The sequence below is a fragment of the Sphingomonas sp. PEI4 genome (assembly GCF_056679955.1).
Genome location: NZ_CM155258.1, coordinates 3348730 through 3369639 on the forward strand (window position 1 = coordinate 3348730; position 20910 = coordinate 3369639).

The following is a 20910-nucleotide window of genomic DNA, read 5'->3' on the forward strand; positions in this document are numbered from 1 at the left end:
CCACTCGTCGATATTAAGACTGCAAATGGTGTCCGAACCGTTTTCGATAGTCGCTGGGACTAAGGCCCGTAATCTTGGCGAATATCATCCTGAACGAGGCCGGGTCAGCGTAGCCGACATCCTGTGCCACCTGGCTTATTGAACCCGTCGTATTTTCGAGAAGTTCTCGCGCCTTTTCAATTCGCAGGCACTGGTGATATTTATTGGGGCGTAATCCCGTGGCGCCGTAGAACCGACGGGCAAACGTCCGCATCTCAAGTCCCGACCAAAATGCCATGTCCGTTACAGTGTATTGAAAGGGGCCGGACTCATGTAGTTTTTGCTGCGTCTTGAGGATTGCAGCATCGCCGTGGTCCATTTTCGGTGAGAAAGTCTTGTAGAATCGCTGTTCTCGACCGGGCGGGTCGATCATCATGAAACGCGCGGTTTCCATCATCGTGACGGTGCCCAGCAATCGTCTCACGATCACCAGGCCGAGATCGGTCCAGGCCATGACCCCGCCGACCGTGATCAGATCGTCCTCCTCGGTCAGCAGCGCATCGAAATCGACCTGAACGGCAGGGAACATGTTTGCCAGATCCGGGGCACAGACCAGATGCGTGGTGGCGCGCCGGCCATCGAGCAGGCCGGTTTGCGCGAGCAGGAACGTGCCGCCGCAGATCGATCCCAGCACGGCCCCTTCGGCATGGCGCGCGGTGAGCCAATCCGACCATTTGCGATCTGCCTCAATGCCCAGCGCCGCGGTCTCGCAGGGCGGAATGATCACGACGCTCGGCCCGGCAAGATCCTCCGGCGCAGAGGCATCCGGCGCCGTGTCGAACGTCCGCATGATCCCGCCCGCGCCGGTATCTGCAAAATGGCTGAGCCGGATCACGGGCGAGTCCGTGCCGAGGCGTATGCGGCTCAAATCGTCGGTAATGCGAAACAGGTCGGTCAGGCCGTGCACGATGCCAAGCATCACCTTGTGCCGCAGGACGATCGCGATCTCTATCGGTCGGGACGAGGGGATGGGTTCGGTCGCCTTTGTCAATTAACCCTCGTGTTTTGTCAGTTTTGCCGATCACGCCGACGTTAGATCCAAGTTAATACACCAATGGCGGCAACAAAGCCGAAACTATTCGGGAATCGCACCATGCTGGAGCCAAAGCATTCGACAATACAGCCGCTTATCAGTGGCTCGCGGCGCGATATCCTGTTGGGAACCGCGATCATATCCGCGCTTGCGCTTGGTGGCGAAAGCGTGGCCGGTCCGCTGAAAAACGTCCAACACTCCTCGGGAGACAAGACCATGAGCACGATAACCGTCAAGGATGGCACCGAAATCTTCTACAAGGAGTGGGGCACCGGTCAGCCGATCGTCTTCCATCACGGCTGGCCGCTCAGCGGCGACGATTGGGACGCGCAGATGATGTTCTTCTCGGAGAAGGGCTACCGTGTCGTCGCGCATGATCGCCGCGGTCATGGTCGGTCGAGCCCGGCCTCCAAGGGCAACGACATGGACACCTATGCCGCCGACGTGGCCGCGGTCACCGCGCATCTGGGCTTGCGCAACGCGGTCCATATCGGTCACTCGACGGGCGGCGGCGAAGCGATCCGGTACGTCGCGAAATACGGCAGCAACGGCCGCGTCGCCAAGGCCGTGCTGATCGGTGCGATCCCACCGCGCCTGACGCGGTCGCCGAACAACCCCAACGGCCTGCCGCCCGAAGCGATCGAAGGCATCCGCGCCGGCACCGCCGCCAACCGCGCAGACTTCTACAACGGCTTCGCGACCGGGCCGTTCTACGGTTTCAACCGCCCGGACGCGAAGGTGTTGCCCGCGGTTTCCGCCAACTGGATGCGGCAGGCGATGGTCGGTGACATCAAGGCGCAATACGACTGCATCACCGCGTTCGCCGACACCGATTTCACCGCCGACCTGCAATCGATCGATCAGCCCGTGCTGATCCTGCACGGCGAGGACGATCAGGTCTGCCCGATCGACACGACCGGGCGGCTGGCGGTCAAGCTGCTCAAGAATGGCTCGATCAAGACCTATCCCGGCTATCCGCACGGCATGGCGACGATCCACGGCGACGTGCTGAACCCCGACATCCTGGCGTTCATCCGTAGCTGAACCGGACGGCGGACGGGTCTTCGTGCCCGTCCGTCACCCTTCAGAACCCATCCCGTCGATCACACCGCGGCGGCCTGCGCGCGCGGGGGAGACCAGTCATGTCCGACGCCGCCGTCCTGACCTCGGGATACATCGCCCTGTCCCATGGCCAGTTGCGCGATCGCTTCACCGATCTTGCCGAGACGCCTGCGACCCTGAAGGCGTTCGACTTCGCGCGCACGCGGATGTCGCCGGTGCTGTTCAACCACGTCACGCGGTCCTGGATCTTCGCGGCCACGCTCGGCGTGCGCCGCGCCGAACCGTTCGATGCCGAGATCGTCGCGGTGACGACGTTGCTGCACGACATGGGCTTCACCCCGCACGGGCAGGGGCCGCACCGGTTCGAGGTCAACGGCGCCAACGTCGCGCGCGCGTTCGTCCGCGATCTCGGTTTCGACGATCGCCGCGCGCAACTCGTCTGGGACGGCATCGCGCTCCACGTCACCCACTCGATCAGCCTGTTCAAGGAGACCGAGGTCGCCTTGTCCTCACGCGGCATCGGCGTCGATTTCGGGGTCGGCGACTATGCGGCGCTCGACCCGGCAGAGATCGCCGCAGTCATCGACGCGGTCCCGCGGCTCGACTTCAAGCACGAGTTCGCCGCCTGCGCGATCGGCATAGCCGCGACCCAGCCGGAATCGACCTACGATACCTTCATCCGCGATTTCGGCGAACGCTACGTCCCCGGTTACCGGGCTCCGTCCTGGGTCGATGCGATCGCTGCCGGCCCATTCGCGGAGTAACCGTCGCCCCAGTGCCGAACAGAGGTCTGACCACGACCGAAGCGAGGACTCCCGGCACGCCCGTCATCGACAATCTCAATCTCCAGACCGCGGGGCCGCGCGGACCGGCGCTGTTGCAGGACGGCTGGCTGCTGGAGAAGCTCGCCCACTTCAATTCATGCCCGAGGGCGCCGGCGCGCACGGCCACTTCACCGTGACGCACGACATTCGCGGGTCATCCGCGATCCGCCGTTGTGGGTGCGTCACCGGCATGCGACACGAAGTGTTCAGGTTTTTCGCTTTAGCATGAGCACGTCACTGACGGACGACATTCAAGGACGATCGATGCGCGCACCCCGGCTTTCCCGTCTGTTTCTCTCCAGTATCGCGGCAAGCTTCCTCGTCCCGGTACCGGCAACCGCAAGCGTCCTCCACCCTACCGAGCTTGAGCGCGTGCTGAGCATGTTGGTCGCGGGACGCTCCGGTGACTACGGCATCGCTGCGCTCGACCTTCGCGATGGCTCGACCGTTTCGATCAGGGGCGACATCCCGTTTCCCATGGCGAGCACGGTCAAGCTGGCCATCGCCGCTGCCTACCTCGCCGATGTCGATCAAGGCCGCCGTAGCCTCGGCGACATGGTTGCCGGCCGTCCCGCCGCGAGAGCCCTGGAGTTGATGATCGTCCGCAGCGACAACCAGGCAACCGATCAGCTGCTTGCCGCTCTTGGTGGCCCCGTCGCGATCCAGCAATGGCTGTGGTCGCACAAGATAACGGGCATGCGGATGGACCGGACCATTGCCCAGCTGCTTGGAGAGCCCGGTCATCTGGCCGACAGCAAGGATGTTGCCACGCCGGTTGCCATGGTCACGCTGTTGAACAAGCTCGATAACGGCACCGTTCTGACGGCTCAAAGTCGCACCTTTTTGCTTGAACTGATGAGCCGATGCCGGACCGGCACTCGCCGTATTCGCGCGCTGCTTCCCGCTGGCACTCGGGTAGAGGACAAGACCGGCACGCTGAACGGTATCACCAACGATGTCGGGTTCATTACCATGCCGGATGGCCGCCGCGTGGCGATCGCGGTGTTCGCACGCGGCGGCCGCGATCGCCAGCCCGTGATCGCCGAGGTGTCCCGCGCAATTTACGACTATTTCGCGGATGGCGCCCGCTCCGCACTCTCCCTTTTCATGCGAATGCGGTGATCAAGATAGGGCTGTCTCCGCTTTCCTTTTGATGCGGGCCTTTTCATGCGGGCCTTTTCATGCGGGGCGTCAGATCGATTCCGTTCGGCGTTGATTAGCCTCACCGCGCGGAGCCGTGCGCGTGTCACCCGATGCGGTCGAGCGCTGCCACCTCCTCGTCGGGAAGCTCCAGTGCCGCCGCGGCGAGGTTTTCGCGAAGGTGCGTCACCGACGATGTGCCGGGAATAAGCAGGATATTGGGCGAACGTCGCAGCAGCCACGCGAGTGCTACCTGCATCGGCGTCGCGTTCAGTCTTGCGGCCACGTCGGACAATGTCTGCGACTGGAGCGGGCTGAAACCGCCCAGGGGGAAGAAGGGAACATAGGCGATGCCGTCCGCCGCCAGCGCATCGATCATGGCATCGTCGTTGCGGTGGGCGAGATTGTACTGGTTCTGCACGCAGACGATTTCCACCATGCCGCGCGCCTGCTCGACCTGCGTGGTCGTCGCGTTGCTCAGCCCGATATGGCGGATCAGTCCCTGGTCCTGCAGCGTGGCGAGCGCGGTCAGTTGAGGTTCTACCGACCCTTCCGCGGGCCCATGGTCGTCTCCTCCACCCATGATGCGCATGTTGACGACGTCCAGCACGTCGAGACCCAGGTTGCGCAGATTGTCGTGCACCGCCGCCGTGAGCGCCGCTGCGTCCTGTGCGGGGTTCCATGAGCCATCGTCGCCACGTACCGCGCCGACCTTCGTCACTATCGTCAGGCCATCACGATAGGGATGGAGTGCCTCCCGGATGATCTGGTTGGTGACGTGCGGCCCATAGAAATCGCTCGTATCGATATGGTCGACGCCGCTCGCAACGGCTTCGCGCAGTACAGCGAGCGCGGCGTCGCGGTCGCGTGGCGGGCCGAATACGCCGGGTCCGGCGAGTTGCATGGCGCCGTAACCGAGCCGTTTCACGTCCCGGTCACCGAGCCGATAGCTGCCTGCCTGATCAATCGTCTGCATGTCGTTCTCCTCTTCTCTGACCAGATAGACATTGCCGAACCGCGCGATAATCCGGCATGATCCGTACGGGCTGTACGGATAATCGGACAATGGATGCTGACCTTGGAGATCTGACTGCGTTTTTTACGGTGGCGAAGGCGCGTGGCTTTCGCGACGCGGCGCGGACGAGCGGGACCAGCGCCTCGACGTTGAGCGAGGCCGTGCGGCGTCTGGAGACGCGGCTTGGGGTGCGCCTGCTTCATCGCACGACCCGCAGCGTCACGCCGACCGAAGCTGGCGCGGCGCTCATCGAACGGTTGACCCCGGCGCTCGATGAGGTCGCCGCGGCGTTGGAGGCGGTCGGCGACTTTCGGGAGGGATCGGCGGGCGCTCTTCGCCTGAACGTGCCGGTCAGCGCCGCGCGGCTGGTACTGCCCGCGATCCTGCCGGGTTTCCTGGCCGCACACCCGGGCATCAGGGTGGAGATCGTGGCGGAGGATAGTTTTGTCGATGTACTTGCCTCAGGGTGCGATGCCGGCATCCGCTACGACGAGCGGCTGGAGCAGGATATGATCGCGGTGCCGATCGGGCCGCGCGTCCAGCGCATGGCGACCGCCGCCGCGCCGGCCTACCTCGATCGACATGGCCGCCCGGACCACCCGCGCGACCTGCTGGATCACGCGTGCGTGCTGGGACGTTTCTCGAGTGGTGCCCTCACGAGTCCCTGGGAATTCGAGCGCGCCGGCGAGATCGTCCGGGTCGAACCGCGCGGGCCGTTGGTCGTGCAAGTCGGCGGCGCGACTGATCTCGCGGTTGACGCCGCCGTCGCGGGAGTCGGGATCATTTCACTGTTCGAGGACTGGCTGCGCCCGCGTCTGGACAGCGGCGCATTGGTGCCTGTGCTGGAGGAATGGTGGCAACCGTTTTCCGGCCCGTTCCTGTATTATTCCGACCGTCGGCTGGTGCCGCCCCCGTTGCGTGCCTTCATCGACTTCGTCAGGGCTACGGCAACTTGAGGCGGCTGCAAATTTGCGAGCAGATGGAGAAATGGGCGATGTCCGACGAATACGCACGCGGGCGGCGGGATGGACTGCGTCTGGCATTGTCGATCCTGGAGGCAGAGGAGGCCAAGTGGGAGGCGCTGCTTGGTGAGAGCCCGTCATGGCGGACCAACGCGACGCGCGCGATCCGGCACAAGGCATATCAGGTAGCCCGCAAGCGCATACAGACTGCGCTTAACCGGTTGTTGCCCACGTCAGAGTCCGCATTGCCGGTCGAGGTGGCATCGATGATCGATCAAGCCGGATTGTAGGCTGATCATTTTGGCGATCCATGCTCCTCAGCCCTACGCCCGCATCGAACCAAGCCGTTCAACCGAAACGAATACATGAACGGCAGGTTTTTGGGACGGGCAAACTGGCCGGGAACGACCAGAAGCGGGTCGAATGGTCCGTGCCTGGTCTTCGTATTCCGATCAGTCTGGGCGAGTGTCGAGCAGCACGCGTAGCCGCTCCGCATCTGCTGGAGAGGCCGGGTTGTACACAATCATCCCCAGTTCCGGCCGCCCCTCGACTGCGAACGTGGAGAACTCCATCCCGAGCAACCCTGCGTCGGGGTGATGGATGCGCTTCACGCCCTCGTTATGGGCGATCACGTCATTGCCTTGCCACAGCGCCGCGAACTCGGGGCTGAGCAGGGACAATTCGGCGACCAGCTTGCTGGCCGCTGCGGTGTTGTTGGCGCCCGCACGCGCGACGTCAGCGCGCGGCCCGTCAGCTGGAGTTCGCTCAGGTAATCGTTCTCGATGATCCAGCCGCCTTCGCGCACTGCCCACGCTACCAGCGCTTGCCGGCGGCGAGGTGACAGACCGACTCCGGTCGGCGCTTGCTGCCCGGCGGTCATCACCGCGATCGCCGCGTCGGGAGCGATCTCGATACCGCGGCCGACTTGGATACTCCGGGTCTTCCATCCAGACGGTGCGGCCGTCCGCCTGCAACGTCATGATCGCGAGGCTCAGGCCATTCTTGTCGCCGCTCGTCAGGATGATCTGGTCCGGCAGGCACCGAATGCCGCGTCATCGGCCCTTCGTACGCGAGGCGGGATGCGGCGACGGTGCGGGACCGTGGCTGAGGCAAGCAACGCGAGTGCCTCAGTGCAAAGCATACGGATCGAAAAGCCAAGTTAAATGGCAGGCTCGGTTGTGCGATCGAACGGAGCCAGGTGGGCGACGAATTCACCATGGCTCGGCAACGCCTGAGCATTGCGCAGCGTGGCGGCGCGGATCTGGCGGATCGCATCGGCGACGCGGTCGGCATCGAGCGCGTCGACGATCGGGTCATAGCCGGTCGGGATCACGTGCTGGCCGAGCAGGACCTGAACCCAGCTCGAGATGCCGAACAGTTCGTCGTCGTAGCGGAAGATGCGCCCTTTCTCGCGGAACAGCGCGAGCTTGCGCGTCAGGCTGTCCGGCACCGGCATCGTGCGGACGTGGCGCCAGAACGCGGAATCGTCGCGGCGAGTGGCGTGGTAGTGCAGGATGATGAAATCGCGGATCGACGTGTAGGCGTCGCCCATCAGCCGATTATATTCGTCGCGTTCGACGTCGGAGAAGCCGCGATCGGGGAACAGTGCGAACAGCTTTGAGATGCCGGTCTGAATCAGGTGGATGCTGGTCGATTCGAGTGGCTCAAGAAAGCCGCCGGCGAGACCGAGCGCGACGACGTTGCCGTCCCACATCTTCGCGCGCCGGCCTGCCTTGAAGCGGAGCTGGCGCGGATCGGCGGTCGGCTTGCCGTCGAGGTTGGCGAGCAGGAGCGCGGTCGCCTCGTCGTCTGACATGTGCGCGCTGGAATAGACGTGGCCGTTGCCCGTGCGGTGCTGGAGCGGGATCCGCCATTGCCAGCCCGCTGGGCGCGCCGTCGCGCGAGTGTAGGGCAGTATAGGCGTGGTCGGTTCGGTCGGCACGGCGATCGCGCGGTCGCAGGGGAGCCAGTGCGACCAGTCCTCGAATTCGACTCCCATCGTCTCGCCGAGCAACAGGCTGCGGAAGCCCGAGCAGTCGATGAACAGGTCGCCGTCGACCGCGGTGCCATCGTCGAGCCGGACCGCGCGGATGTGGCCGTTCGCAGGATCGCGATCGGCGCCGGTGATGCGGCCTTCGACACGGGTCACGCCGCCGGCTTCGGCGCGGCGGCGTAGGAAGGCGGCATACAGGCTGGCGTCGAAATGATAGGCGTAGGCGAGCGGCGCGGTTCCGCTTGGCTGGCCGAAGCGGCCGAGATGCGCCGCGACGGCGGACGGCGAATAGGCGTCGAGTCCGCCGATGCCGGGGTGGTTCCGCAGTTTCAGCCAGAGTTGATGGAACGCCAGGCCCTGGATATCGCGGCCGTGCGCGCCGAATGCGTGCATGTAGCGGTCGGCGCCGGTGTCCCAACCGACGAACTCGATCCCGAGCTTGAAGGTGGCGCCGGTCGCGCGGACGAAATCGCGTTCGTCGACGCCGATCAACTGGTTGAAGCCGAGGATCGGCGGGATCGTCGCCTCGCCCACACCAACCGTGCCGATCGCATCGGATTCGACGAGCACGACCTGGCGCTGGCCGTCGTCGAGGAACCGCGCGGCGGCGGCGGCGGCCATCCAGCCGGCGGTGCCGCCGCCGACGATCACGACCTTGCGGATGGGAGCGGTCATCGTCTGCGTTCCAGTTGCGCGAGATAGGCGGGGTAGGGCGGCAGGCGCGATGGCAGGGCGGCATTGGCCCCTGCGATCCGCGTCAGCGCCGGGCGGACCGTCTCCAGCGGCGTTGCCGAGGCGATAGGATCGGGGATACGCGGAATCATGCCGAGGCCAAGCAGCAGGCCGTGCCACTCGTCCGGCTCGAAGGTGTCGTCTTCGTAGAACGGCAGGCGACCACGGTGGGCGAACTGGTCGAGCGTGTGATGGAGGCTGTCTGGACGAGGCAAGCGACGGGCGTGCTTCCAGAAGTCGCCACCGGTTCGGGTCGCGCAATGATAGTGCGCGGCCTGGAAATCGCGGACGCGCGACGCCTGGCGGTAGGTGCGGGCGTTGTATTCGGCGAGTTCGCTGGCGGCGCAGTCGCGGCCGGGCAGGAGGTCGATCGCGCGCAGGATCGCAGCCTGCGCGAGATAAAGGTTGGCGTCGGCCAGCGGATCGAGCGCAACTGCCGCGTCACCGAGCGCAAGGACGTTGTGGACCCAGGGTTCCGGGCGGGCGCCGGGGGCGATGCAAACGAGTTCTTCGCCTGCGGGGAGAATGCGACGCGCGCTGGAGTCCGGTGTCTGGGCGGCGGCATAAGCAAGGCCGATCAAGGTGCGATCACGTAACGGTTTTTCGAACCGCCATCCCGCCGGGAGCGCGATCAGATCGTCGGTCGGCGAGGGCGCACGGGCCGGCCCTGTGCCGAGTAGCAGGCGGTCGACGGGAAGGTATTTGCGCCAATCCTCCCACCGCGTGTCGATCGCCGCGCGAAGCGGGGCCGAGGGGCCGGAGCAATCGAGATAGAGGTCCGCTACGAGCCGACGACCGTCCGTCAACATCAGCGCCTCGACGCCGCCGTCCGCACGGCGTTCGACGCCTGCGAAAGCGCCTGCGATCGAGACAATGCCGATATGACGCGCCAATGCGCGAAGCAGGTCCCGGTAGCGTGGCGGATCGAGGCGGAGCGCATAGGCAAGGCCGGAAAGCGGCGAAGCCGGATCGTCCGAGGGATGCACGAACCGGTCCACTGCCGCGAGAGCAGCGGCAGGCGAGAACGCGTCGAATGCGGCGACCTTGCCGGCGCGGCGGGCGTTCAGCCAATGCTGGTGGAACGCCCCCGCCCCGATCGTACCGCCGCGGTCGCCGCGTGCAAGGACGACACGCGCGCCGTCGGAACGCCAATCGGGCAGGCGCGTACCGATATTATGCAGCGTACCGGCCGCGACGAGATCGCGTTCGCTAAGGCCGATGCGGTCATGGAACATCGCGATCGATGGCAGCGTACCAGGCATGCGATCCGCCAGCGCGGCGGGGTCCGCCGGCGTCTCGACCAATGTGATCGCGAGACCGGGCAGCGCACGGGCGAAGGCAATCGCGGCGGACAGGCCCACGATGCCGGCACCCAATACTGCGATGCTGCGAATGGGAGCGCGCTCGGTCATGCCGGAATCGTCGCGTTGCGCTGCGCGAGGAACGCGGCGTGGTCGGGCATCGCTGCGGCGGTCGCGGCGACCTGCGCGCGCAGCTTGGCGACGGCGCGGTCGAGTCCATCGAGCGCGGGGCCGTCGGCGCGCTGGTCCCAGCCGTGCGGAACGATGCCTTGCCCCAGATACACTGCCAGCCAGCTCGGTTCGAGGAACAACCCCTCGCTATACTGGGCGACGCGGCCGGCGCGGCGGAACAGGTCCATCTTCTCGGCAAGCGTGTCGGGGACGTCCATCGTCCGGACATGGTTCCAGAAGTCGGAATCGTCGCGAGTGGTGGCGTGGTAATGGAGGATCAGGAAGTCGCGGATGCGGTCATATTCCATGTCGACCATGCGGTTGAACTCGGTCCGGTCCGTTGGCGAGATGCCCTCCGATCCGGCGCGTTGCGGGAACAGCTCGATCAACTGCGTGAGCGCCATCTGCGCGAGGTAGATGCTCGTCGATTCGAGCGGTTCGAGGAAGCCCGAGGCGAGCCCGATGCCAACGACGTTGCCGACCCAGGAATTGCGGCGGCGGCCTGCGCGGAACTTGAGAAAGCGCGGGTCGGCAAGCGGCTTGCCCTCGACCGAGGCGACCAGCGCGTCGGCGGCGACCTGATCGTCCAAATGTGCGCTCGAATAGACATAGCCGTTGCCGACGCGGTGTTGGAGGGGGATGCGCCATTGCCAGCCAGCCGGTTTCGCGGTCGCGCGCGTGTAGGGTTCGATCGGGCCTTCGGGTGACGCGCAGGGCATCGCGACGGCACGGTCGCAGGGTAGCCAGCGTGACCAGTCCTCCCAAGGCTCTGCCATCGCGTCGCCGAGCAGCAGGCTGCGGAACCCCGAGCAATCGACGAACAGGTCGCCTTCGATCGTCTCGCCGGAATCGAGGCGTACGGCGCGGACGTCGCCGGTCTCCGCGTGCTGATCGACGGAGACGATCCGGCCTTCGATGCGTCGTGCACCCTGCGCCTCGGCGAAGCGGCGCAGATAGGGTCCGAACAGCGTCGCATCGAACTGATAGGCATAGCCGAAGCTCGCCGCGAGATCGTCGGCGGGGCCGTCGGGGATGGCGAAGCGGTGTGCGTTGGCCGCGGCGACCGCGACCGAATAGTCGCCGATCGGCCCCGCGCGTCCGGCAGCGTTCAGCCTCAGCCAGTAATGATGGAAGCCGACGTCGCCGAGCGGGCGGCCGAACGTGCCGAACGGGTGGATATAGCTGTCGCCGATCGCGCCGAAATCACGAAAATCGATGCCGAGCTTGAACGTCGCATGCGTCGCCCGCATGAAATCCGCTTCGTCGAGCCCTAGCCGTTCCACGAACGCGCGGATGTGCGGCAGCGTCGCTTCGCCGACGCCGACGATGCCAATCTCCGCCGACTCGATCAGGTGCACGGAGCAGGCTGTAGGCAGCAGCCGGACGAGCGCCGCAGCCGTTATCCAGCCCGCAGTGCCGCCACCCACGATCACGACACGCGTTCGCTCCATTTCCGTCATCATCCCCCCGCGTCGATTAGGGCCGCTCCGAGACTGTCACCCTTGAGCAACACTGGAACGGCATCCTTTCGAATCTGTCTACCAAATTTCATTATTCAACTTGTGACCGAAAACATAGCTGAGTAATGCTCGGTTCGGCGACCGATTTATCGTTCGTTCCTAGGGAGAAAGCCCGGTTTGTACGTCTGCTTCAGAAGCGGCGGCAATCGTGCTTGTGGATGTATAAGGGGTCAATAATGCCAAGTGCTGGTGCGTCTGTGACGGTCCGTCTCGCTTCCCGTCTGTTTGGCGGAAGCGTATCCGTGCTTGCGATCGCGTTCGCCGCCACGCCGACCTTCGCGCAGGTCGCGGACCCCGCTGCCGCGGATGCGCAAGCCGTGCCAGCGCCTGCAGGTCCGGGCGCCGCGAGCACGACGTCGGGCGCGACCAGCCTCGATGCAGCGACCGCGGGCACCGCGCCGGGTTCGGCGAGCAACACCACCGGCACCTCGGGCGCCGCGCAGGATGCCGGCAACCCGACCCCCGATCCCGAGCGCGAAGAGATCGTCGTCACCGGCATCCGCCAGAGCCTGGCCAACGCGCAGAACATCAAGCGTAATTCGGATACGGTCGTCGATGCGATCACCGCGGAAGACATCGGCGCGCTCCCCGATCGCTCGGTCAACGAAGCGTTGCAGCGCGTTCCTGGCGTGTCGATCAGCCGCTTCGCCGCACCGAACGACTCCGCACATTATTCGGCGCAAGGGTCCGGCGTCGTGATCCGCGGCCTCAGCTACGTCCGCGGTGAGTTCAACGGCCGCGATGCGTTCGCGGCTGGTGGCGGTCGCGAGATCGGCTTCAACGACATTCCCGCGGAAATCGTCGGCTCGGTCGAGGTGTTCAAGAATCTCACCGCCGATCTGGTCGAAGGCGGCATCGCCGGCACCGTCAACATCAACACCCGCAAGCCGTTCGATTCGAAGAAGGACCTGTTGTTCCTTTCGGCAGGCATGAACCTCGGCGACCTTGAGAAGCGCGGCGCGCCGCAGTTCGTCGGGCTCGTCTCGAAGCAGTTCGACCTGGGCAGCGCAGGCCGGTTCGGCATCCTCGCCAGCGGCACCTACCAGAAGCTCTACAGCCGGTCGGACTCGGTGTTCGTCTCGTCGATGCTGCCGCGCTACAACGACGATAAGAACGGCAACGGTGTACAGGATGCCGGCGAGGGTCGCGTGCTGAACGCAGGTACGCCGTATCAGTCGACGCTGTTCGACACCTTCCCGCTGCCAGCGGGTCGCAATGTGGTGTACGCACCGCTGGGCGCAGGGTCGCGGTCGCAGGATTTCGACCGCACGCGCATCGGCTATTCGGGCGCTGCGCAATATGAGAACGCGTCGGGCAACCTGCTGATCACCGGGCAGTTCGTGCGCGCGGAGTCGACCGACGACTGGCTCGAGCAGACCGTCGAGCCGAACGTGTATTACCCCGACGCCAACACGGTCTTCCCGGTCGGCGGGTCGGACTTCACCTATGACGACAACGGCGTCTTCACGAGCGGGACGCTGGGCAAGCGCACCGGGCAGGTATTCGGCAACAATCCGGCGGGCTGTGGCAACAACCCCGATGGTTCGCTGAACACCTCCAATTGCGCGCTGACGCAGTTCTCGCCCGGCGGCATCTTCACGACCCAGTCGAACCGTCACTTCTATTCCAAGTCGATCTCGCAGGATCAGTCGCTCAACATCAAGTTCGAGCCGATCGATCGCCTGCACCTGAACTTCGACGGGCAATATGCCACGTCGAAGGTGAAGGTGCGCGACGACATTCTCGACACCGCCACCTTCAGCCAGACGTCGATCGACCTGCGTGGCAAAATTCCGCAGATCACCTCGCTCACGCCAGGCTTTGATACCACCAGCTATTTCGCCAACCCGAACTCGGTCTATTTCCGCGACGCCTTCAACGGGCGCCAGGATAACAAGGGTCACGAATGGGCGTTCCGCGGCGACGCGCAGTTCGACGTCAGCGACGACGCGTTCCTGCGCAACGTCCGTGTCGGCGGTCGCTACAGCGATCGCAAGCAGACCGTGAAGGCAGTTGACTACAACAACTGGGGCAACGTGTCGGAGACCTGGGCGGCTGCCGGGCCGGTCAGCTATACCGCGCTGAGCCAGCAGGAGCAGGGTCTCCACAACTTCACCAATTTCTTCCGCGGGGGAACGAACACGCCACCGAGCACGACGTTCGTCTCCGACGACATCCTGCGCGATCATGACGCGTTCACCGACCTGTTGCGCAAGGTCACCGCGCTCGGCGGTGGCAGTTATCGGCCAGCCGAGGATCGGGCGGGCGCAACGGTTGATGGCGCATACCTCCCGAGCGAAGTGTATCGCAATCGCGAGCGTAGCTTTGCAGCCTATGCCCGCGCCGATTTCGGCGTCCAGGATTTTGGCAACGGGATGAGCCTGACCGGTAACGTCGGCGTGCGTTTCGTTCGCACGAAGGACGATTCGAACGGGGCGATCACCTTCCCCCAGCAGAATACGATCTTCGATCCTACCAACCTGCCGGCCAATCCCGCTGGTGGCGCCTATCCGGCGACGCTGGCCGGGTTCTGCCAGTCACAGCGTGACGTGCCGCCGGCGTCGGGATCGATCAACCCGGTCTGCACGGTCCCGGCCGCGCAGCAGGCGGCGATCGTAGCCTATGCGAATGGATCGTCGACGCCCGATATCGCCAAGCAAAAGTTCAACTTCTGGTTGCCGAGCGCGAACGTCAAGCTTCAGGTCACCCCGACCTTGCTGTTCCGTGCGGCAGGATCGAAGGCGATCTCGCGCCCGAACTTCGGCGACCTGCGCAACTATGTCGGTGTCGGCACGTCGGGTGGGAACACCGCCGGCAACTTCCAGTTCGCCGCGCAGTCGCGCAATCCGTATCTGCGCCCGGTCAAAGCCTTGCAGTTCGACCTGACCAGCGAGTGGTATTTCTCGAAGGTAGGTTCGCTCACCGCGACGCTGTTCCAGAAGACCCTGTCGAACATCATCGTCGACAACTTCGGCTACACGCGCACCCTGACCAACAACGGCCAGACGTTCGACGTGCAGGTCAGCGGGCCCGCCAACGTGAAGGGCAAGTCGCGGATCAAGGGTGCGGAAATCGCGTACCAGCAAACCTTCGACTTCCTGCCCGGACCGCTCGGCGGCCTCGGCATGCAGGCCAACTATACGTACGTGAAGGCGGGCAAGATCCCCAACCCGGTGCCGGCCAACGGCGCCGCGGATGGCAGCCGTCCGCCGCAGGACGTCGCCGGTCTCTATGACAACTTGCCGTTGCAGGGTCTGTCGAAGCATACGGTCAACGTTGCTGGCTTCTACGACAAGGGCCCGTTCTATGCCCGTGTCGCGTATAGCTGGCGGTCGAAGTTCCTGCTGACCAACCGCGATTGCTGCTTCCCGTTCCTGCCGGTCTACTCGCTGCCGACCGGTCAGCTCGATGCCTCGGCCTTCGTGACGGTCAACGAGCATTTCAAGCTCGGCGTGACCGCGTCGAACTTGCTCGACACGACGACCAAGACCACCTTCCTGCTGAACGGCGCGGGGCTCGAAGCGCCGCGCAGCTTCTTCAAGAACGACCGGTCGTACACGTTGTCGGCACGCATGACCTTCTGAGGTAGCGGGATACAGGGCCAGGGATTACACGCACGCGATGAGTGAGATCCCTGGTCTTCCGGTTGCCGAAACCGGCGCGATCGACGCGGCGCAGTTTGAAGCCGAGGTCGCACACGGATACCGTCCTGTCGTCATGCGCGGACTTGCGGCGCAATGGCCGGCGGTGCGTGCTGCGAGCGCGTCCGATCGCGCGATCGCCGATCATATCGTATCGTTCGACGGTGGGCGCTCTGCCGACGTCATGGTCGCTCAGAGCGACGTGCGCGGGCGGTTTTTCTACAATGACGACCTCAGCGGGTTCAATTTCGAGCGCGCGAAGGCACCGATCGCGACGCTGGTCGATCAGTTGATCGCGCTGCAGGGCGTGCCAGGTGCGCCAGCGATCTATGCCGGGGCCGCAGCGGCGGGCGAGTTCCTGCCGGGCTGGGCTGAGGCTAATGTGCTGCCTCTGCCTACGCCTGACGCGGTCCCGCGCGTGTGGATCGGCAACGAGAGCCGCGTTTCGACGCACTACGACGTATCGAGCAACGTCGCGGTCGTCGTGGCGGGCCGGCGACGTTTCTGCCTGTTTCCGCCCGAGCAGGGGCCGAACTTGTATGTTGGCCCGCTCGACGTGACGATCGCGGGGCAGCCGGTCAGCCTGGTCGATCTCGAAGCACCGGATCTGGATCGTTACCCGCAGTTCGCGGCGGCGCGCGAGCAGATGCAGGTAACCGTGCTGGAGCCGGGCGATGCGATCTTCATCCCGTCGATGTGGTGGCACGACGTGAAGGCGCTCGGGCGGTTCAACGTGCTGGTCAATTACTGGTGGGGGGCAGCTGGCGCGGCGTCGCCTTTCCCCGCGCTGATCCACGCGATCCTGGCGATCCGCGATTTGCCGACGGGTGAGCGCGCGGCGGTGCGGGGTTGGTTCGATCAATACGTGTTCGGAGACGCGGCGCAGGACGCGGCCACGCATCTGCCCGAGGCGATGCGCGGCGTGCTCGGGTCTCCTTCGCCCGAGCGGACAGACACGATCCGTGGATATCTGGCGCGGGCGTTGGAGAGGCTGTAGAACCGTATCGCGCTCAGGGGCCGGCGGGGTGGCGCCGTATGCGCCGACCCGAGCATGCGATCATCGGCATGAGGATCAGCCGCGCTCGCCAATGCCAAACTAAGCGCCGATCCTGGAGCACTCGTCGTTGGTGCGGCCATTTCCGCGGATGGCGGCCGCTCGCTCCGATGGGTTCGCGACGGTTGGAAGGATCGGGTTCACGTAAAGCGAGTTTGCACGCGAAAGATATCGCTGATGGATGTGTCGAAATGTGATTCCATCAGCATCGTTGCATCTGCCGGCGCACGATCCGCGATCGCCGCGGCGATGTCTTGATGCACGTGGAACACCGCATCGCGCTGCATTTCGGTTTCTCGCGTGTCCCAGGCGGATCATGCCGGGATTTGGATACGGCGGGGAGGGGGATCGTTATGCACCGCGGTACGGATGCAATGCACGGCAGCCATGGCGACGTAGCGACAGCTTCGATCATAGCCGCGTATCGGCGCAGTCGCTACGATTGCGAATGCGTACAGCTGTGTCAGCATGACCCCAATCAAACTGCCCTGGGAAATCCGGGACGCAGCAATTTAACGTTTACTGCATCTTGTGATTCCAAGCGGCCTTCTGCGCCAACAACCACGAGAAATCAGCGGTGAGCTGCCCGGATTGGGTGGCCTTCTTCGTGGCCGGGTCATAGCTGGTATAGACCCCGGCGGAACTGTGGCAGCCTGTGCAGCTTTCGGTCATGAACACGGTCGGGCTCACGGCGGGCAACATCGTTTTTTTGTTTGCGTTGAGCACAGCATTCCACGTTGGCGTATTGGGGCAGGGGACGCCGGCGGGTCGTTCCTCGCCCCTGCAACCGGGTTGGTTCCCGGTCTGGAAATAGGTTTCCATCGTGATGTTGGTGAGCATCGCCGGCGTCGGATGGCCGCCGGGCTTGTTCGTGACGGACAGCGGCAGGCCGCTGTTCCACGGCGATGGCGGCGCACCTGGATCGGTAGGCCACTGCGTGTCGATCAACTGATAATATTGCCATACGCTGCCCAACTGCTTCAGCACGGCCTGCGCCTGCATGTTGAGCGCAATCTTGTCGCCGGGGATCGGGATCGCACGCCACGCCTGGGTGGGGATGCGCGGGTAGAGCCCATTGCCGCCCAGCACCGGTTGCACGTCGACCGCGCAGAGCGGGCAGTTCGGATCGGTGAAGGACGGCCGAAGCGTCGGATGCGCGACCGGGTCGACATCGAGGTTGTCGATCTGCTCGAAGGTCGACCAGATCCATTGCGGGGAGGTCGCGCTCTTGTGGCCGATATGCATGCCCACCAGGCCGACGGTAACCCGACGCTCGACCTGTTTGCCGGTCGGCCCCTGGTCGATGACGACGGCGTCCATCGTGTGGAAGCGGCCGAAATCGTCGGCGCCCTTTTTCAGGATGCGCCAGGCAAATTTCAGTTCGAACGATCCGCTCGCGTTCTCGGTCGACGTGCCGCTCGGCATGACCACCTTGCCGCCCTTCTTGGTGAAGGCGACCTGGCCGTTGATGTTGTAGAGGCCGTTGGCGCAGAGATAATCGGCTTCGTTTGGATCGATCATGATCTCGTAGAAGACGAATTCGCCATTCTGATCGATCAACGGACCGGTAAAGGCCTGCTGGATGTCGCCGAGATTGGCGGCGTTGAGTTCGCCCACGGCGGAGATGACGCCGAGGAAGCGCGTACGGCGCGTATCGGTGTTTCCCGTTGCCGCGCGCGAGAATGCCTGGAGCCCGCGGCTGACCGGGCGCGACACGTCGTGCGTCGTTGCCAGCAGCTTGGCCCCGCCGGACGAGGCGCAGGCAGCGGGCTTTGCGCCGTCGACCTGAAAGATCGAACTGCTGTTGTGCCACAGCGTCCAGCGCGGCGCGCCGAACGCCGTGTCGGTGATGTCCGGTGCGGGCTGTCCGCGATTGTTGGTCGGCCAATTGAGCGCGAGTAGCATCTGCCAGGAATAAAGATCGAACTCGCGCTGAACCTGCGGAAAGGCCTTCGCCGCTTCGAGCCGCGTCTTGAGCGCGACGTCGACATCGCCGGGCAGTTGCGGCGTGATCGCGGGAGCAAAATCGGGGAAGGACCGTAGATACGGCGCCGCGATCGGACCGGCGGCGTGCATCACGGCGGTGCCAAACACGGTTGCGGCGGCGGCGAGAGCGATTCCATTGGCGATTCGAAACGCCATGTGGCGCGGAACGGTCTTCGACATGCGCTTCCCCCTACGGTTGCGTGACGTTTCGTCGAAATGCTCTGCATGACGACGCCTTGCGTTCTCTTTGGTCAAATTCGCGGATGGTCTCGATCTAGATCGAACACTGTCGTGACAGGGTCTTTATTTCGATGGCGACATGGTGCGCGCAGATATACCAATATGCAACAGTAATAGATTCATGATGTACGACTCTGAATAATGAATGTCCTATCCGATCATTCTGCACTTTTTGAGATCGCAAAAGATGGTAATGGTTATGAAGAATGAAAGCGCCATTGCTGGGGGTAATCTATTTTAATCCATTTTAGATGGAAAAATATGAACGCTTTGGCATGCCGGTATGATCGGGGTTGTTATTGTGTCGGTCTTTGGGGGGAATGATATCATGTCGATAAGCGATAATGTGTCACGGCGGACGATGCTTGCAACTGGACTCGCGACAGGGGCGACCTTGATGGGGGCGACGCTTCTGCCGCAAGACTCGATCGCCGCGCGGGCGCAGCCGCCCGCCCGTTGGCGGCGCTACAACGTAAAAAGTGCTGAAGGGCAAAGGATGCTCGCATCCTACAGCATCGCGATCGCGGCGATGTTGAAATTGCCGCCGACCGATCCGCGCAACTGGTATCGCATCGCCTTGACGCATTATCTCGACTGCCCGCACGGTAATTGGTGGCTCTATCCCTGGCACCGCGGGTTCACTGGCCTGGTCGAACAGACCGTCCGCGCGTTTTCAGGCAACCCGAATTTCGCCTTCCCCTATTGGGATTGGAGCGCCGATCCGATTCCGGCGGTACCGGCAGCCATGTCGCAGGGGGTCCTGACTCCGACGAACCCTGCGTTCATCGGCGATCTGCAGACATTCGTGGCCACTTTCAGGGAGCCGATCGCCAGATCCGGCTATTTCGCGCCGGGTTCGGCGCAACTCCAGCAACTGGTCTACCGCGATATTCCGACCACGGACGTATTGTGGGCGCAATTGACCGATCCCACCAATCCGCAATTCCCGTCCTTTTTTCCCAGCAAGGGTTTGCCCAACGCCCGCAATCCAGATGCGCTGCTGGACTGTCTCGCGGCCAAGGCCGTTTCGCTTCAGACCGTCGCCGCCGGCATGGCGGCGCACGCCTATACCGCGAACCCGGTGACGCCGCTCATCGCGAATTTCTTTTCGAGCCCGAAAGCTGCGCATCACAGTCAAATGACCGGGTTCGCAGTGATCGAGGGGCATCCGCACAACAAGGTTCACAACAATGTCGGTGGCATCATCTACACGGAGAAGGACGGCGTGTGCAGCAACACCTCCGATACCGGTGGTTTTATGCAAGCCAACCTATCCCCGGTCGACCCGTTGTTCTTCCTCCATCACAGCAATCTGGATCGGTTGTGGACGGTCTGGACGCACAATCAGATTGCAGCGAGGCGACCCTATCTTCCGACCGGGCCCGACCTCCCGAAATGGTCCGCCGAGCCGTTCCTGTTCTTCTGCACCGCTGCCGGCCAGCCGCTGCTTCAGGCGAAGGCCGGCGACTATGCCGCGATCGGCGCCTTTGCGTATGATTACCAGCCTGGCACCGCGGGGGCGGTCGGCGGCGCGGGACTGCGGGCGATGACGCCAAGGCGACCGATCCGCATCGTCGGGCAATCGGCGCACGCAATGCTGGGCGCCGGGCAGGCAACGGGCGCCAACACGGTTCCGGTCGTGCCCGACCTTCTTACCCTCGCGACACCCGGTTACGCCGAAACCGCGGTCGTCACGGTCACCCTGTCGATCCCCCATGCCAGGCGCGGCCAGGCTTTCCCGGTCATGGTCGATGCCGGGGACGGAGCAATGATCGAGGTCGGGCAGATCGCCATGTTCGGCCACGGCATGCCGCACGGAACGATGACCTTCTCTTTGCCGTTCGGGCCTGCGCTCGACCAACTTCGCCAACGCGGCAGCCTGAAGGCGAAGCGGATCCTGCGCTTCACGGCTTCAAACCCCTCGACCAGTGCGCACGTCGGAATGACGGCGATGGCGCCGGCGGACATCCCGGTCCAGTCGGTCGTGATAGATGGCGGCTGATCGCTGCCTAACTGCAGTCGCAGGCGCTGATAATCGCGCCCGCCATTCCTTCCGGTTGGAAACCGGAAGGAGACAGCTGGTTCGATCTCGACTGGGATCGGGTTTTAGCAATGGCAAGGTCAGGTGAAAGCGGTCTGTAAATGTCAGCGCCGATCGTCACGGCTCTGTCAGAGCTAGGTGGCCTTCGAACATGTC

At 64.1% G+C, this 20910-nt stretch carries 17 protein-coding genes; 9 read left to right on the plus strand and 8 right to left on the minus strand.

The features are described 5' to 3' along the window. Positions 1 to 13: 13 nt before the first annotated feature. Positions 14 to 1030: a GlxA family transcriptional regulator gene (locus AC1MLZ_RS15480; protein WP_480959244.1), complete on the minus strand. Its 1017-nt coding sequence runs from the start codon at positions 1028 to 1030 to the stop codon at positions 14 to 16. Between the two features lie 258 nt (positions 1031 to 1288). On the opposite strand from AC1MLZ_RS15480, the gene AC1MLZ_RS15485 reads away from it, so the two are divergent. The 4 genes from AC1MLZ_RS15485 (at position 1289) to AC1MLZ_RS15500 (ending at position 4080) form a co-directional block, all read left to right on the plus strand. Continuing rightward, positions 1289 to 2116, plus strand: a complete 828-nt coding sequence (locus AC1MLZ_RS15485) for an alpha/beta fold hydrolase (protein ID WP_480959245.1) — start codon at positions 1289 to 1291, stop codon at positions 2114 to 2116. 98 nt (positions 2117 to 2214) lie between these two features. After that, positions 2215 to 2898, plus strand: a complete 684-nt coding sequence (locus AC1MLZ_RS15490) for an HD domain-containing protein (RefSeq protein ID WP_480959246.1) — start codon at positions 2215 to 2217, stop codon at positions 2896 to 2898. A gap of 11 nt (positions 2899 to 2909) precedes the next feature. After that, a complete protein-coding gene (locus tag AC1MLZ_RS15495) occupies positions 2910 to 3095 on the plus strand; it encodes a catalase (protein ID WP_480959247.1) in 186 nt (61 codons plus the stop codon). A 127-nt stretch (positions 3096 to 3222) separates the two neighbouring features. After that, positions 3223 to 4080: a serine hydrolase gene (locus AC1MLZ_RS15500; protein WP_480959248.1), complete on the plus strand. Its 858-nt coding sequence runs from the start codon at positions 3223 to 3225 to the stop codon at positions 4078 to 4080. A 124-nt stretch (positions 4081 to 4204) separates the two neighbouring features. Here AC1MLZ_RS15500 and AC1MLZ_RS15505 read toward each other — a convergent pair whose 3' ends face one another. Then, positions 4205 to 5074, minus strand: a complete 870-nt coding sequence (locus AC1MLZ_RS15505) for an aldo/keto reductase family oxidoreductase (protein ID WP_480959249.1) — start codon at positions 5072 to 5074, stop codon at positions 4205 to 4207. 89 nt (positions 5075 to 5163) lie between these two features. Here AC1MLZ_RS15505 and AC1MLZ_RS15510 point away from each other — a divergent pair, with 89 nt between their 5' ends. Together AC1MLZ_RS15510 and AC1MLZ_RS15515 are read left to right on the plus strand one after the other, a co-directional pair. Beyond that, complete coding sequence (locus tag AC1MLZ_RS15510) at positions 5164 to 6069, plus strand: LysR family transcriptional regulator (protein WP_480959250.1); 906 nt, start codon at positions 5164 to 5166, stop codon at positions 6067 to 6069. Positions 6070 to 6107: 38 nt separating this feature from the next. Then, a complete protein-coding gene (locus AC1MLZ_RS15515; protein ID WP_480959251.1) occupies positions 6108 to 6365 on the plus strand; it encodes a hypothetical protein in 258 nt (85 codons plus the stop codon). A 162-nt stretch (positions 6366 to 6527) separates the two neighbouring features. On the opposite strand, the gene AC1MLZ_RS15520 is transcribed toward AC1MLZ_RS15515, so the two are convergent. The 4 genes from AC1MLZ_RS15520 to AC1MLZ_RS15535 all read right to left on the minus strand — a co-directional run bounded on the left by AC1MLZ_RS15520 (position 6528) and on the right by AC1MLZ_RS15535 (position 11732). Next, positions 6528 to 6755 carry an MmyB family transcriptional regulator gene (locus AC1MLZ_RS15520; RefSeq protein WP_480959252.1) on the minus strand — a complete coding sequence of 76 codons (228 nt, stop codon included), beginning with the start codon at positions 6753 to 6755 and terminating at the stop codon, positions 6528 to 6530. A gap of 479 nt (positions 6756 to 7234) precedes the next feature. Further along, positions 7235 to 8743, minus strand: a complete 1509-nt coding sequence (locus tag AC1MLZ_RS15525; RefSeq protein ID WP_480959253.1) for a tryptophan halogenase family protein — start codon at positions 8741 to 8743, stop codon at positions 7235 to 7237. Beyond that, positions 8740 to 10212 (minus strand): tryptophan 7-halogenase, encoded by a 1473-nt coding sequence (locus tag AC1MLZ_RS15530; protein ID WP_480959254.1) that lies wholly within the window; start codon positions 10210 to 10212, stop codon positions 8740 to 8742. The genes AC1MLZ_RS15525 and AC1MLZ_RS15530 overlap by 4 nt, the downstream gene beginning before the upstream one ends. Then, positions 10209 to 11732, minus strand: coding sequence for a tryptophan halogenase family protein (locus AC1MLZ_RS15535; protein ID WP_480961581.1), 1524 nt, complete (start codon positions 11730 to 11732; stop codon positions 10209 to 10211). The genes AC1MLZ_RS15530 and AC1MLZ_RS15535 overlap by 4 nt, the downstream gene beginning before the upstream one ends. Positions 11733 to 12034: 302 nt before the next feature. Here AC1MLZ_RS15535 and AC1MLZ_RS15540 point away from each other — a divergent pair, with 302 nt between their 5' ends. Together AC1MLZ_RS15540 and AC1MLZ_RS15545 are read left to right on the plus strand one after the other, a co-directional pair. Then, entirely contained in the window at positions 12035 to 15376 is a 3342-nt protein-coding gene (locus AC1MLZ_RS15540) for a TonB-dependent receptor (protein ID WP_480959255.1), read from the plus strand. A gap of 37 nt (positions 15377 to 15413) precedes the next feature. Further along, a complete protein-coding gene (locus AC1MLZ_RS15545; protein WP_480959256.1) occupies positions 15414 to 16430 on the plus strand; it encodes a cupin-like domain-containing protein in 1017 nt (338 codons plus the stop codon). 197 nt (positions 16431 to 16627) lie between these two features. On the opposite strand, the gene AC1MLZ_RS15550 is transcribed toward AC1MLZ_RS15545, so the two are convergent. Together AC1MLZ_RS15550 and AC1MLZ_RS15555 are read right to left on the minus strand one after the other, a co-directional pair. Then, entirely contained in the window at positions 16628 to 16774 is a 147-nt protein-coding gene (locus AC1MLZ_RS15550; protein ID WP_480959257.1) for a hypothetical protein, read from the minus strand. Positions 16775 to 17006: 232 nt separating this feature from the next. Beyond that, complete coding sequence (locus AC1MLZ_RS15555) at positions 17007 to 18653, minus strand: hypothetical protein (RefSeq protein ID WP_480959258.1); 1647 nt, start codon at positions 18651 to 18653, stop codon at positions 17007 to 17009. A 388-nt stretch (positions 18654 to 19041) separates the two neighbouring features. On the opposite strand from AC1MLZ_RS15555, the gene AC1MLZ_RS15560 reads away from it, so the two are divergent. After that, on the plus strand, positions 19042 to 20715 hold the full coding sequence (locus AC1MLZ_RS15560; protein ID WP_480959259.1) for a tyrosinase family protein: 1674 nt from the start codon (positions 19042 to 19044) through the stop codon (positions 20713 to 20715). The last annotated feature ends 195 nt before the right edge of the window (positions 20716 to 20910 follow it).